General features: G+C 63.5%; 15 protein-coding genes. 11 read left to right on the forward strand and 4 right to left on the reverse strand.

Translation table 11 applies throughout. The annotated features are described in order from the left end of the window. Positions 1-115: 115 nt before the first annotated feature. The gene (locus tag LWH48_RS13250) at positions 116-631 is read left to right on the forward strand and encodes a helix-turn-helix domain-containing protein (protein WP_232912945.1); all 516 of its coding nucleotides are present in this window, start codon (positions 116-118) and stop codon (positions 629-631) included. A gap of 204 nt (positions 632-835) precedes the next feature. Further along, positions 836-1,429, forward strand: coding sequence for a DUF6448 family protein (locus LWH48_RS13255; RefSeq protein ID WP_169956377.1), 594 nt, complete (start codon positions 836-838; stop codon positions 1,427-1,429). A gap of 142 nt (positions 1,430-1,571) precedes the next feature. Here LWH48_RS13255 and LWH48_RS13260 read toward each other — a convergent pair whose 3' ends face one another. The 3 genes from LWH48_RS13260 to LWH48_RS13270 all read right to left on the reverse strand — a co-directional run bounded on the left by LWH48_RS13260 (position 1,572) and on the right by LWH48_RS13270 (position 4,221). Further along, the gene (locus LWH48_RS13260; protein ID WP_232912946.1) at positions 1,572-1,898 is read right to left on the reverse strand and encodes a hypothetical protein; all 327 of its coding nucleotides are present in this window, start codon (positions 1,896-1,898) and stop codon (positions 1,572-1,574) included. Between the two features lie 341 nt (positions 1,899-2,239). Further along, positions 2,240-3,523 (reverse strand): sensor histidine kinase, encoded by a 1,284-nt coding sequence (locus LWH48_RS13265; protein ID WP_232912947.1) that lies wholly within the window; start codon positions 3,521-3,523, stop codon positions 2,240-2,242. 38 nt (positions 3,524-3,561) lie between these two features. Then, a complete protein-coding gene (locus LWH48_RS13270) occupies positions 3,562-4,221 on the reverse strand; it encodes a response regulator (RefSeq protein ID WP_169956371.1) in 660 nt (219 codons plus the stop codon). 166 nt (positions 4,222-4,387) lie between these two features. Here LWH48_RS13270 and LWH48_RS13275 point away from each other — a divergent pair, with 166 nt between their 5' ends. The 9 genes from LWH48_RS13275 (at position 4,388) to LWH48_RS13315 (ending at position 13,396) form a co-directional block, all read left to right on the forward strand. Beyond that, complete coding sequence (locus tag LWH48_RS13275) at positions 4,388-4,810, forward strand: PepSY domain-containing protein (protein ID WP_169956369.1); 423 nt, start codon at positions 4,388-4,390, stop codon at positions 4,808-4,810. A 58-nt stretch (positions 4,811-4,868) separates the two neighbouring features. Beyond that, the gene (locus LWH48_RS13280; protein ID WP_169956367.1) at positions 4,869-5,345 is read left to right on the forward strand and encodes a DUF2271 domain-containing protein; all 477 of its coding nucleotides are present in this window, start codon (positions 4,869-4,871) and stop codon (positions 5,343-5,345) included. A 22-nt stretch (positions 5,346-5,367) separates the two neighbouring features. Next, a complete protein-coding gene (locus LWH48_RS13285; RefSeq protein WP_232912948.1) occupies positions 5,368-7,593 on the forward strand; it encodes a PepSY domain-containing protein in 2,226 nt (741 codons plus the stop codon). Positions 7,594-7,832: 239 nt separating this feature from the next. Continuing rightward, entirely contained in the window at positions 7,833-9,119 is a 1,287-nt protein-coding gene (locus LWH48_RS13290) for a ferredoxin reductase family protein (RefSeq protein WP_169956360.1), read from the forward strand. Between the two features lie 210 nt (positions 9,120-9,329). Continuing rightward, a complete protein-coding gene (locus tag LWH48_RS13295; protein WP_232912949.1) occupies positions 9,330-10,154 on the forward strand; it encodes a hypothetical protein in 825 nt (274 codons plus the stop codon). 7 nt (positions 10,155-10,161) lie between these two features. Beyond that, a complete protein-coding gene (locus LWH48_RS13300; RefSeq protein ID WP_232912950.1) occupies positions 10,162-10,467 on the forward strand; it encodes a helix-turn-helix domain-containing protein in 306 nt (101 codons plus the stop codon). Positions 10,468-10,684: 217 nt separating this feature from the next. Next, entirely contained in the window at positions 10,685-10,918 is a 234-nt protein-coding gene (locus LWH48_RS13305) for a heavy-metal-associated domain-containing protein (RefSeq protein ID WP_169956356.1), read from the forward strand. 61 nt (positions 10,919-10,979) lie between these two features. Further along, on the forward strand, positions 10,980-12,839 hold the full coding sequence (locus LWH48_RS13310; RefSeq protein ID WP_232912951.1) for a heavy metal translocating P-type ATPase: 1,860 nt from the start codon (positions 10,980-10,982) through the stop codon (positions 12,837-12,839). A gap of 62 nt (positions 12,840-12,901) precedes the next feature. After that, positions 12,902-13,396, forward strand: coding sequence for a hypothetical protein (locus LWH48_RS13315; RefSeq protein WP_232912952.1), 495 nt, complete (start codon positions 12,902-12,904; stop codon positions 13,394-13,396). Between the two features lie 98 nt (positions 13,397-13,494). On the opposite strand, the gene LWH48_RS13320 is transcribed toward LWH48_RS13315, so the two are convergent. Continuing rightward, positions 13,495-14,247, reverse strand: a complete 753-nt coding sequence (locus LWH48_RS13320) for a ribonucleoside-diphosphate reductase (RefSeq protein WP_089677259.1) — start codon at positions 14,245-14,247, stop codon at positions 13,495-13,497. Positions 14,248-14,296: the final 49 nt, after the last annotated feature.

Genomic DNA, 14,296 nt, shown 5'->3' on the forward strand with positions numbered 1-14,296 from the left:
ATTGCGAGGCGGGGTGGCGGGAGTGGCGTCGCTTCGACATGGGAACTGATTCTCCGTCGGTGGATGACGGGATCAGCGTAGGGGGGCAGGCCACCTCGGGAAACCACGCGCCAGAATGGCCGCTTACAGCGCCAGCGCCCTATGGGTCTCCACCATCGGCGCAATAACCGGCTTCCTGTTCATCAACTACCTGATCATCAACGCCCTTCGCCAGCCCGCCATCTTCTCGGGGCTGAGTGCCGAAGAAGCCCTCCTCGCCCAAGGAGAGGAGGACCGGAATTCGTCAGACAGAGGCGTCGATGCCGCACTGCTCCGTCGACTCGAGATCCACATGGCCGAAGCCAAGCCCTATCTAGACGCCAACCTGACGGTGGAGCAACTGGCCCGGCAACTCGGCATGCCCACCCGCGAACTGTCACGAACCATCAATCAGGGGCTTGAGAAGAACTTCTTCGAGTTCGTCTGCGACTTCCGCATCGCGGAGGCCCGCCGTCAGCTGAAAACCACCGAAGCCGGCACCACCATCCTCCAGGTGATGTATGACTCGGGCTTCAACTCCAAGTCGGTCTTCAACACGGCATTCAAGAAAGCCACCGGGATGACCCCCAGCGCCTATCGCGCCCGCTCATGACCGCCCGACGCGCTCATCGAGCTGGCCTCGAAGTTCGACTTTCCGAAATACGCCGCAAGAACCATCAAAATATTGATATCAAAGGACTTATGACGAGGTTCGACCGCAGGCCTTCGAACGACCCCGGCGTCTTCACTCCCTAATATGGAAGCACAGTCGATCAGTACCTCGACTGGCCCATCCACGATTTCGGAGCAAGACACCATGACCCTGCCACTTCGCAAACACCTTCTGGCCATCGCTACCACTTCCGCCCTCGCCCTGCCGCTGGCCACCCCCGCATTCGCCCACTGCGATGCCTTGGACGGCCCGGTGATCTCGGAAGCACGACTCGCGCTGGAGTCGGGCGATATCACGCCGGTTCTCAAGTGGATCCCCGCCGACGATGAGGCAGAGCTCGCGTCCATGTTCGACAAGACCCTCGAGGTGCGCGCGCTCGGTGACAATGCCCGGGAGCTGGCTGACCAGCAGTTCTTCGCCAAGTTGGTAGCAACTCACCGCGCCTATGAAGGCGCGCCTTTCACCGGCATCAAGCCGGCCGGTGAGATTGACCCTGCGGTTCAGCTCGCCGACAGGGCGTTGGAAGAGGGCGAGATCGATACCTTTCTGGCCCGCCTCGTCGAGAAGTTCGAACAGGAGACACGCTCGGCCTTCGAGACCACCCTGGCAGCCAGGCAGCGAGCCGGTGATAACCCCGAGCTGGGACGAGAGTTCGTCGATCACTATGTGCACTACGTCCACTATCTGGAGGATGTACACAATGTGATCGCGGGCAACGCCAGTGCTCATGATCACTGAGCGCCAGCCCCCAGAAACGCCATCGCCCCGGGCCACTCTCGTGACCCGGGGCGGTGCGCTCTAACGGCTGACGGCCAGCGGTGCACTCAGCGTTTTTTCAGTTCTCCTTATTTTTCCCTTCCCCATGGCCCATCACGAACGATCAGAGATCATGCAGCGTGACACCGAGCCCCCGCGACCATTCCTGCAGCTTGTTGCGGTGCTCAGTGACGGCGTTCTGCGGTAGCCGGGACATGGGCTCAGGGGAAGACGACGTGGCCTTCACGACGGGCGCTGGCGCAGCCGCCAGGGGCAGCGTGACGCCCAACCCCCTGGACCACTCCTGAAGCTTGTCGTGATGCTCCATGAAGGCGACCTGCGGTATTCGGGGCGTGGTCTCCCAGGAAGCCTGCTCTGCTGCCGCGGGGACGACAACGCCAGCCAGGAGCATTACACCGCTAACGAGACCAATGATATGACGACGGCTCATGATGTTATCCTCCTTCCTCATCGATCGAGGAAGTTTGACTGCCGAGCGGAGGGTTCCACCCGGCTCATCAACAGTCTGGCAAGGCAGGCTTACACGGCGCTGAAAGAACCCAAATATCGATGCATTTTTTCGGCTCGCGCCATGCGCAGTGTCTACCGGATGGAATCGCGACTGCCTATCAGGCCATAGGCTTGCGAACATGCGGGACACTGCCAGCGCCGAGCGCTCCTTGAGCCATGAAGCGACCATAGCAGGTCCATACCGCCGCCCTTAAGGAAGACGTCGTGCATGATGATCAGGTGTCGGGTTTCCATCAGCATACCTTTGACACTTGTCAAGGCTCACGGCGGTAACCGCAGACTCGCCTCGAAACCATCCTTTCGTCCTGACGCAGGGGCGAGGAGCGTCAAGGTGACACCAGCCCCCTCGGCGATCGCCTGGGCGATGGCGAGTCCCAGGCCGGAGCCGCCGGCCCGGGTATTGCCCCGGGTGAAGCGGTCCGTCAGCCGAGCGAGCACCTCCGCCGGAATCACCGGTCCCGCGTTGACCACCCGCAACACGCCTTCGCTCGACAGGGCGACCTCGACGGGCCGATCGTCCTGCCCATGCTTCAGGGCATTTTCGATCAGATTACGCAGCAGAATCGCCAAGGCATCCGGATCGATCGATGAAAGGATTCGCGCTTCCTTGGGCAGTGAAAGTTCGAGGCGCACCGCGGAAACACGGCGAAAGTCGTCGACGACATGAGCGATGATCGGCCGGACGTCCTGGGGTGTTTCGGCCAGGAGGTCACTGCCCTCCGCCTTGGCCAGCTGCATCAGCTTCTCCGACAGCCGCGAAAGCTGGCGCAGCGACGCCTCGATGCGAGCCGCCCGATCCTGCAGCCGCCCCGGCGGCGCTTCATGGCGCAGACGCTGCACCTGGGCCAGGGTCGCCGCCAGGGGCGTGCGCAGCTCATGGGCGCTGTTAGCCGTGAAGCTGCGTTCGGACTCCAGGGCGCGGCGCAATCGCTCCAGCAGATGGTTCACCGCCTCGGCGATGGGCACGAGTTCCGCCGGCAGGCGCTTGCCCTCTACCAGCGACAGATCCCCTGCTCCGCGCGCCTCGAGCGCATCACGATACGCTCTGACTCCACTCAAGGCATGACGCACGAACCACCAGATGCCCATCAGGCTCAGGGGAATCAGACCCGCCAAGGGCAAGAGCAGCATCACGATCGCTTGCCCTTTTGCCTGGCGTCGAGAGGCAAGCGGCTCGGCGACCTCGATGAAAAGGGTATCGCTGATCGCGGTGGTGCCGTAGAGCCGATGCGTTGCCGTGCTGCGCAGCCCCGCCTGAGGCGTCTCCGGGAAAGTGGACGGATCGATGTCATGCGAGGCGAGCAACGGCGTGCCATCCATTCCCCGAACCAGGTAGGTAATGTACTCCTCGTGAGGGCGCAGGGCGGCCACCTGCTGGAGCAGGCCGGCATCTTCACGGTTGTAGATTTCGACGACGGCCAGGGACAGGATGCGTTGCGCGGTCTCTTCCAGGGAACTATCGAGGGTCCTGTCGATGGTATGTTCGACGATCAGCGCCGTGACCGTGGTGGCGACCAGCCAGAATAGCGTCACCCCGAGGGTCAAGCCGAGGCCGAGACGACGCTGCAGGCTAATCGGCCGGCTCATCTCCGCCCCAGCCGATAGCCCATGCCACGTACGGTCTCGATGCTGGCATGTCCCAACTTCTTGCGCATGCGGCTGATATGAACCTCTACGGTATTGCTTTCGATCTCCGCGCCGAAGGCATACAGGTGATCCTCGAGTTGAGCCCGGGACAACAGCGCTCCGGGATGTTGCACGAGCGACTCGAGCAGCGCCCATTCCCGTGCCGTCAGCTCGACGCCGTGTCCGGCCCGGAGCACCGAATGATTGACCAGATCGATCTCCAACTCACCCACGCGGATCAGCGGATTGGGATTGCCACTGTAACGCCGCGCCACGGCGGCGATCCGAGCGGACAGCTCCGACAGGTCAAAGGGCTTGACCAGGTAGTCGTCCGCGCCGGCGTTCAGCCCTTCAATACGGTCAGATATCTGATCCCGTGCGGTCAAGATAATCACCGGCGTGGTATCGCCTGCCTTGCGTCGGCGCCTCAGAAAATCGAGTCCTCGGCCATCGGGCAGCATCAAGTCAAGCAGAATCAGATCGTAGGCGGTCGTCGCGACGCTCGCTTCAGCGTGCTTCAAGCACTGCATCCAGTCCACGGCATGGCCATCTTCGCTGATCTGTTCGCGCACCGCCTCGCCCAGAGAGGGCGCATCCTCGATCAGTAATATGCGCATATCCCATTTTCTCCTGAGGTCACAGACACCCTGAGCCTAACGGGTCTGCCAGACGGCAACCTGAACGGGACCGACTCGCCCATACATCGAAGCAGTCGTATCCACGTCAGATTCCTGTCAGGTGATCCGCTTACAGTGACAAGGTGAACATCATCTGGAGAAAACCATGAAAACGCCACTGTTTGTCACCACCACGCTGGCCACCATCCTGGCGAGTGGAATGACCCTAGCCGATGACGACTGTCGTGATCCGGTCGCCGACTGGCAGCCTCACGACGCCCTGCGCCAGCAGCTCGAGGCCAAGGGCTGGGAGGTACGCCGCATCAAGGTCGATGACGGCTGCTACGAGGTCAAGGGCCTCGATCAGGAGGGCAACGAGGTCGAGGCGGAGTACGCCCCGGCATCGCTGCGCCTGCGCAAGCTGGAAATCGAATACGACTACGACGACAAGGAATATGACCGCTCCGACGACGACGACGACGACGACGACGACGACGACGACAGCGAAGTTACCAGCCGGCGCTCGGAGTCTCGCACCGGCCCCGACAGCGGCATCGTCAGCGGCAAGCCGTCCGTCCGCATCGAGTGATGCGTTGTTTCATACGGACGCTAGATGGCCCGATACCAACATGTGACGGAGACAGACGATGAAAAGACTCACCCTTGCTCTTGCCTTCGGCCTTGCCGTTGCCATCGCGCTGCCGGCCCTCGCCCAGGCGCGGGAGGTGACCTTCAATACCGAGCTGAAAAACTACGGAGGCGACGGCGCCTATGTGGCGCTCTACCTTACCGACGCCGACGGCCAATACCAGGGTACGCTCTGGATCGCCGGAGAGAAGTCGAAATACTACAAGCACCTGCGCGACTGGGCGCGAGGCAGCGGTCAGCGCAGCAGTGAATATGACGGACTGACCGGAGCCAGCGTCGGCAGCGGACGCTCCCTGACCATCACCCTGGATCTTGCCGATGAGCTGATCGACGCCGGGTATGAGGTGCGGGTCGACACCGCCGTCGAGGACATGCGCGACAATCGCGCCGACGTCGTCGTCCCGCTGACCACCGAGGGTGCAGGCAAGCCGGTCTCGGGCCGTGGCTACGTCCAGTCATTCAGCTACACCCTCTGACCGCACAAGGAGCACAGAATCCATGCTACGCCAGTTTCATTCGCTACCCGGCCTGATCGCGGCGCTGTTCGTCATCGTTCTCTCGGTGACCGGGGCGATCCTATCGCTCGATCCGGCCCTCGAGCGGTCGGGAGCCGTGGTGCCCGCCGCCGGGCAGGTCAGCGTCGCCGAGCTGGCGGGCAAGGTAGCGGAGCATTACCCGGGGGCCGAGCAGATCGAGCGCACGCCCTCGGGCACCCTGATCGTCTATTACACCCAAGACGGACAGGTGGGCGCCGATCGGGTGGATCCACGCACCGGGCAGGGTATCGCTCCTCATGAGCCGTCGTCGTTCTCGCGCTGGGTGAAGAACCTGCACCGTTCCTTGCTGCTCGATATGCCCGGTCGCGCGGTGGCCGGCATCACGGCGCTAATGATGGTCGTGCTGGCGGTCTCCGGCGCCATGCTGCTGGCCGCTCGCCTGGGCGGATGGCGCCAGTTGCTGCACCCGGTGCGCGGCACGCTGAGCCAACGGCTGCATATCGAGCTCGGCCGGGTAGCGATTCTCGGCCTGCTGCTGTCGGGGCTGACCGGGGCCTACCTCTCCGCGACCACCTTCGGCCTGGCCTCGGAGGGCGTGGCGGCCGAGCCCGAATTCCCGCTGGAGGTCGATGGTGGCCCTCCCGCCGCCATCGATGCCCTGCCGGCCTTGAAGGCAACGGACGTAAGCGACCTGCGAGAGCTGGTCTACCCCTACCCAAACGATCCCATGGACATGTACTCCCTGAGTACCCATCAGGGTGCCGGCTATATCGACCAGGCCAGCGGCGAGTGGCTCTCCTATCAGTCCCATGACGCCACTCACCAGTTTTATGAGTTCATCTACATGCTACACACTGGCGAAGGCCTCTGGTGGCTTGGCCTGATCCTCGGCCTGGCCGCCCTGATGGTGCCGGTGATGGCTGTGACCGGCCCGATCATCTGGTGGAAGCGTCAGCGGTCCAAGCCGAAACTCGCCGCCAACAGCGGGCCGAACACCGCGGATAGCGTGATCCTGGTCGGCAGCGAAAGCAACACGACCTGGGGCTTCGCCAGGACCCTGCACGACAGCCTGGTTCGAGAGGGCCACCGCGTGCATACCGCCCCCATGAACCAGCTGGCCTCTCGCTATCGCGGCGCGAAACGGCTGTTCATCCTCACCGCGACCTACGGGGATGGCACGGCACCGTCCTCGGCCAACCGTTTCCTGGCGCGGCTAGAGAAGATCACCAGGACCCCGGAGCTCCCGGTAGCCGTGCTGGGCTTCGGTGATCGACAGTTCCCGCAGTTCTGCGGGTTCGCGAAGAAGGTCGAGACGGCGCTCACCGCCAAGGGCTGGCCGCAGCTGCTGCCGCTCGACACCATCGACCGACAGTCAACCCAGGAGTTCGCCCGCTGGGGCAACGCGGTGGGCAAGGTACTCGGCATCGAGCTGACGCTGGTCCATACTCCAGTGCGACCACGCACCACCCCCCTGGAACTCGCCGAGCGGGTGGATTACGGCGCCGACGTGCAGGCCCCCACCGCCGTGCTGCGCTTCAAGGCGCCTGAAGGTGGTGGCAGGAGCGGCCTGCTTAGTCGTCTGTTGGGGCGCACCGGCCTGCCGCCTTTCGAGGCCGGCGACCTGGTCGGCATCCTGCCACCGAACAGCCCGGTGCCGCGCTTCTATTCGCTGGCCTCGGCCTCAAAAGATGGCACCCTGGAGATCTGCGTGCGCCAGCATCCCAGCGGCCTATGTTCAGGCTTCCTTCATGCGCTGCCGATAGGCGGCACCATCGACGCCTTTATCCAGCCCAACCCGAACTTCCGCCCCGCCTCCGGCAAGGCGCCGATCGTGCTGATTGGCGCGGGTACCGGCATCGGACCGCTGGTCGGTTTCATCCGCCACAACAAGGCGCATCAAGCCATGCACCTCTATTGGGGCGGCCGCAATCCGCAGTCCGACTTCCTCTATGAGCCCGAACTGAACGTCTATCTCGAGGACAGGCGGCTGACGAAGCTGAACACGACCTTTTCCCGCGTCGATGAGCGCGCCTATGTACAGGACAAGCTCATCGCGAATGGCCCCGAACTGCGCTGGCTGATCGAGAAGGGCGCGCAGATCTTGGTTTGCGGCGGCCGGGATATGGCAAAAAACGTCATGGCGGCGCTGAATGACATAGTCGCACCGCTGGGCATGGACGTGGCGACGCTCAAGGCTCAGGGGCGCTATCGTGAGGACGTTTATTGACCTAAGCCCCTGAGCCACCATGGTGGCATGGCCGCCAATAAAGACGCCCCAGGTCGCTTGCGTCCCGGGGCGTAAGCAAGGCCATGAGGGCAGTTCAGGTCGTCCGGACTGCGTTATCTTCACTCGGAACAGCCTCAGGCCGGAGTGACGGTTTCGAAGCCTGGATTCATAGAGACATTTAAGGCTGGTGTCAGGTTAAGGCTTCAGAATTTAAACAAACTTAAGCCGGAGTTTGTTTTATGCCTAACATACGTACCAGCATCACCCTTTGCCTGCTTTTGGCAACTCAAATCAGCTTCTGGGCCCCGGGGCTGAGCTATGAGCAGTTACTGACACTCAGTGGATACCTTGCCATCAATTTCATGTCCATCACCATGGTGCTGGCTACCCGGCCTGGATGGCTGGAGTCGCCGTTGGGTGGTCTGGACAGCATGTATCAGCTGCATAAATGGACCGGTATTCTGTCCGTAAGTTTTGCGCTGACACACTGGCTGACCGAAATGGCGGATGATGGTCTCGAAGCGCTGTTTGGCTCGGATCGGAGCTTGCAGGAAGCACACTTTTCGGGCCTGCTGGACGGCCTCCAGGATGGCGCTGAAGACTTGGGCGAACCCGGCCTGTATCTGTTGCTGTTTCTGGTTGTCATTACCCTGACCCGGTTGGTGCCCTACTATTACTGGCGTTACCTGCACCGGGTGATGCCGCTGATTTATCTGGCACTGGCAGCCCATGCAGTGTTGTTGGCTCCGCTGAAGTGGTGGCAACAACCCACCGGCTGGCTGATGGCACTGTTGATTGTGGGTGGTGCCGCCGCAAGCCTGCAATCGCTGACCGGGCAAATTGGAAGGACCCGCCGCTACAAAGGACTGGTTCAGGCCATCAAGCAGACATCATCCAACATCACGGAAGTCGTCTGTGACATGGGCAGGCGGTGGCCAGGGCATCAAGCCGGACAATTCGCCTTGGTGACCTTCGACCGGATTGAAGGGGCGCATCCTTTTAGTCTGTCCAGCGCTGACAACGGCAGCGGGCAGCTCAGTTTCCACATCAAGGCACTGGGAGACTACACCCGCGATATTCCGCAACGGCTCAGCAGTGGCCAGGCAGTTACGATCGAAGGCCCTTATGGTCGTTTTGATCCCGCCAGCGGCAGAAAAAACGCCCAGCAGATCTGGGTGGCCGGTGGCATAGGGGTCACGCCGTTTCTGGCGGCGCTGGAGAAACGCCTGTTCGATGCCGACCCCGCACGCCCGGCGATCACGCTGCACTACTGCACCGCCGGCGCCGTGGATGATCCGATGGTGGCTCGCCTGCAACGGCTGACGGAACAACTGCCGGATGTCTCGCTGCATCTCCACGACAGCCGGCAGGGACAGCGATTGACCGCGGATCGACTGCGTCTCCACGACCGCCGAGTGGATCTCTGGTTCTGCGGACCCAAGGGCCTGGCCAGCACCCTGCGCAGTGGCCTGAAGCAGCGCTCGCTTTCCCTACGTTTTCATCAGGAAAGCTACCAGTTCCGCTGAACGGCCGGGGCGCGGCCACGACGCGCTACACTGCGGCCAGCCACAGCCGGAGTCGCCGCCGGGGCAGCCATCCAGCATGCTCGGTTCGGCGTTGCATTCCGAGCAGTGGCGAGCACGGGAGGCGTCGCCGCCAGCCGGCGATGCTCGCCTCGTCCCGCGAGGCTGTGGAAGGGCTGGCGCGACTGAGCGTAGAGGAAGCGGAGAAGCAATATGTACCTGACATTGGTCGATATCCTGCTGATCACCAGTATCGTGCAGTCTCTGGCCCTGTCTGCTTTCCTGCTGCTGCCGGAGACGTTCCGCGTGGTCAGCAACCGCCTGCTGGCAGCCAGCGTTCTCACCTTTGCCGCGGGCCTCGCCGAGGTCTTCCTCTATTCCACCGGGCTCGCCCTCGAGCATCCAAACCTGGCCTATCTGGGCACCCTGATCGGCCTGCTCCAGGTGAGCCTGCTCTATCTCTACGCGAAGTCGCTGATGTATCGTGACTTCCGGCTCGTTCCTGGGCACGCCATCCACAGCCTGCTGTTCTGGGTGATCTCAGCCATCTTCGTGGTGGAGTACTACCTGCAGCCCGGCGAGGTGAAGCTGCAGATCCTGATGAGCCGCGACCACCCGGGAGTCCTCGCCTCACCACTGCTGGCGGTCGCCATCCATCTGGTATTTCTCGGCTACCTGTGGGCCACCATCCGTGAGCTCGGCAGCTTCGGCACCACGCTACGACAGCTCTTCTCCAATCTCGAAAGCAAGCAGCTGGCCTGGCTGCGCACGCTGTTGATCGGCTACGCCTGTGTCTGGACCGTCAGCCTGTTCTACTGCCTCTTTGCGCATATCTACAAGGATCTTGTGAGTGCCACGGCGGTATCCGCCGCCGGAGCCATTTCCGGCTTCCTGTTCATCAACTATCTGCTGATAAACGCCCTCCGCCAGCCGAGCATCTTCTCGGGGTTGAGCACCGACGAGGTGCAGCTGGCGGAAAGTGAAGCGCCGGGCCGCCCTGGTCAGCGCGGAGAACGCCGCGCTGCTGCGCCACCTTGATCGCCACATGGCCGAGGCCCGACCCTACCTGGATGCCAACCTCAGCGTGGACCAGCTGGCCCGCCAGCTCGGCGTCCCCTCCCGGGAGCTGTCGCGGGCCATCAACGAGGGGCTCGGCAAGAACTTCTTCGAGCTCGTCAGCGACTACCGCATCGCCGAGGCCCGCCGTCAGCTGGAAGCCGCCGAAGCCGGCACCACCATCCTCCAGGTGATGTATGACTCGGGCTTCAACTCCAAGTCGGTCTTCAACACGGCATTCAAGAAAGCCACCGGGATGACCCCCAGCGCCTATCAAGCGCAGCACTCCGCCTAGCCAGCCCTCCCCCCTCCCTCTTTCCGGTTCGACTTTCATCAAACTGAACCTAGAACTCATATCCCATTGATATATAAGAAGTTTTCAGCAACAAAGAAAAAGGTTCGAGTCCGCACTACCGAACGACCCGACAGGGTCCGCTCGCTATGATGGAGTCAACGCTGAGCAGCCAACTTCTGGCCTGGCTCATGACTTCACCATGACGGAGCAGACGACCATGACGACTTCCACTCTGAAAACCACCACCCTGCGTTCCGACGAGTTCTCCTGCCCCAGCTGTGTCGACAAGATCGAAACCCGGCTCAAGGGGCTCGAGGGCGTCGAGTCCGCCGAGGTGAAATTCGCTTCCGGCCGGGTACTCGTCAGCCACGATCCGGCAAAGGCCTCGGTGCGCGCCCTGGTCGATGCCGTGGCCGAGGTCGGCTTCAACGTCAAGCCTTCGGCCATCTGATCGGAGCGTTCGCGCAGGCAGGGGGCACTCCCGCCCCCCGCCAATCGTCCAGGAGAGACTCATGAAACAATGGAACACCTGGGGCGTGGTCATCGCCTCTGGCCTGTTGATCATCGCGTCCTGGCTCACCGGCTCGGACCTGCTGATGATCGCCGCCGCCGCGGTGGCGGGCTACCGGATTGCCATCTCCGCCTACCAGGCCCTGCGCATCAAGACCATCTCCATCGACCTGCTGGTCATCGTCGCCGCGGTCGGCGCCCTGTTCATTCACAACTACTGGGAATCCGCCGCGGTGACCTTTCTCTTCGCCCTCGGCGGCGCCCTGGAAAGGGCCACCCTCAACAGGACCCGCCAGGCCCTGTCGGACCTGGTGGACGCCGCCCCCGAAACGGCGACCGTGCTGCGCGACGGTGAGCCGCAAACCGTCGAGGTGTGGGAGCTGGTGCCCGGCGATACCGTGCTGATCAGGAACGGCGAGCAGGTGCCCGTGGATGGCACCGTCGTCTCCGGCCATGGCGGGGTGGACGAAGCCAGTATCACCGGCGAGTCGGTGCCTGCCGAGAAGGCCGAGGGCGTGGAGGTATTTGCCGGCACCTGGCTACGCTCCGGCGTGCTGCGCGTCAAGGCCGTCGGCATCGGAGCCGACACTGCCCTGGCCAGAATCATCCATCGCGTCGAGGACGCCCAGGATGCCAAGGCCAGGACCCAGACCTTCATGGAGAAGTTCTCCCGATACTACACGCCCGGGGTGATGCTCACTGCGCTGATCATCGGCCTGCTGACGCGCAACGTGGAGCTGGCCCTGACCCTGCTGGTCATCGGCTGTCCGGGCGCACTGGTCATTTCCATCCCGGTGTCCATCGTCGCTGGCATTGGCCGCTCGGCCCGGGACGGTGTGCTGATCAAGGGCGGTGAATACCTTGAAACTGCCGCCCGGGTCAGCGCCGTGGTCATGGACAAGACCGGGACCCTGACCAACGGACGGCCCGAGCTGACCGATGTAGTGGTGCTGGATGACGCCTGGAGCGAGGATCAGGTACTCGCCCTGGCCGCCCGAGCGGAAACCGCCTCGGAACACCCCCTGGCAGAGGCGATCATTCGCGGCGCCGAACAGCGCCAGCTGGCCGTGGCGATGGTCGAGCGCGCCGAGCCGGTGACCGGCAAGGGCATCCGCGCCGACGTCGATGGCCATACCGTCACCGTGGGCTCCGCCGACCTGCTCGACCACACTCCCGACAACGAACGCATCCTGGCACTGAATGCCGCCGGCAAGACCGCCATGTTCGTCGGCGTGGACGGCCGCGCCGTGGGGATCGTGGCGGTTGCCGACACCATCCGCGACGACGCCCCAGCCGCCATCCAGGCCCTGCATGACAGCGGCATCAAGGTGGTCATGGCCACCGGTGACGCCCGGCGTGTCGCCGAAAGCGTGGCGACGGAGCTTGGCGTGGACGAAGTGCACGCCGAGCTGCTGCCCGAGGACAAGCTGACGCTGGTCGAGGCGCTGCAGCGCCAGGGACATACCGTGGCCATGGTGGGCGACGGCGTCAACGACACCCCGGCGCTCGCCCAGGCCGACATCGGAGTGGCCATGGGCGCCGCCGGCTCACCCGCCGCCATCGAAACCGCCGATATCGCGCTGATGGCCGACCGCCTGCCCCGCCTGCCCTATGCCCTGGGCCTGGCCAGGCGGACGGTGAACACCATGCGACTCAATATCGCCATCGCCCTGCTGACCGTGGCCGTGCTGCTGGCCGGGGTGCTCTTCGGCGGCGTGACCATGGCCATCGGCATGCTGGTTCATGAAGCGTCGGTACTGCTGGTCATCCTCATCGCCATGCTGCTGCTGCGTCCCACCCTCAAGGAGAACAGACAGACAACAACGCAGCACCATGAACCCGCGGATGCCCTGGCGTCATGATCACCGGCAGCATCCTTCCTTACCACCACCAATCCATCCATACCGAGAACGGGAGATTCAAGATGTCGATCAAGGTTTCCACTGCCCTCATCCCCTTTACCCTGGCGGCCGCACTGGCGGTTTCCGGAGCCGGCCTGGCGGCCGATACGGCGGTGCACGACCATGACCATGGTGACACCCCCTTCGAACTGCAGCTCAACGACGGCGAAAAGTGGGCAATCGACGCCCCGCTGGCTAAGGCCATGGGCGATATCAGCCTGGTGATGCGCGGTTCCATCGACGCCATCCATGAGGACCAGCTGCCGGCAACGGAGTACGTCCCCCTGGCCGAGCAGATCAATGACAGCGTCGCTTACATGGTGGAGAACTGTGAACTTCAGCCCGAGGCCGACGCCCAGCTGCACATGATCATCGCCCAGCTGGTGACCGGCGCTGACAAGATGGCCGGCAACAATGTCGACGCCACACCCCGGGGGGGAGCGGTTCAAGTGCTGGGGGCACTAGAGGGCTATGAGCGCTATTTCGATGACCCGGACTTTGTGGCTGTCATTCACTGAGTCACACCCCGGCAACAACGAAATCCGGCGTGCCTTGCACGCCGGATTTTCTGGTTGCTGCCTGTCAGGAAAGGCGACTCACCCGCCGAGCCGATGGCTCAGCCGCACTTCGACCAGCCGCAGCCGGAGTAGCAGGTGGGGCAGCCGTCCATCATGATCAGCTCGCCGTTGCACTCGGGGCAGTGGCCGACCACGGTGGGGCCGTCGCCCTTGGCATGGGCGGCCTCCTCGGCCTTGCGCTCGGCCTGCTCGATCTCCTCGGCGGTGGGCGGCACCCACAGGTGGCCGCTGGCTTGGCGCTGGGCGTAGCGGGCGACCAGCTCCTCCACCGGCACCTGGTTGCCGTCCTGATCGAGGAAGCCGCGGCGGTAGAGGATCTGCTGGATCGACCAGGCGATGGCCGCCACCTCGGAGTCGTGGAACACCGGCTTGCCCCAGCGGTTCATGCCGCAGCGCACCAGTCCCTTGTCCCAGGCTACCTTGCGCAGGTCGGCCACCGCCTGGGTGACGTAGCCGCCGCGGGCGGCCAGCGACAGGCTGCGCATGGTGGCGGTGATCCACTGGTGCTCGCTGGAGAGCTGGCCGGAGGGGAAGAAGAACTCCACCGGACGCTCGATCACCACCCGCTTGCCGTTGAGCACGCCCTCCACGGGCATGAAGGAGACCAGCAGGTAGACCTTCTTGCGGCCCTCGGCGCCGACGTAGGAGATCTTCTCCGACACGGCCTCCAGGGTGCCCTCGGGACGCGACGGTATGCGCACCGTGAGCGGGTTCTCCTCGGGCAGCGGCGGCTCTTCCACCGCCTTCTTGACACTGTAGGAAACGATCTTGGAATTGATCTCGACGGCCATCAGGGGGCTCCTCCGGAAAGTTGTTGGGTGGCACTGGGCATCCATCGCT

Source organism: Halomonas sp. G15 (assembly GCF_021282295.1).
GTDB classification, from domain to species: Bacteria; Pseudomonadota; Gammaproteobacteria; order Pseudomonadales; family Halomonadaceae; genus Halomonas; species Halomonas alimentaria.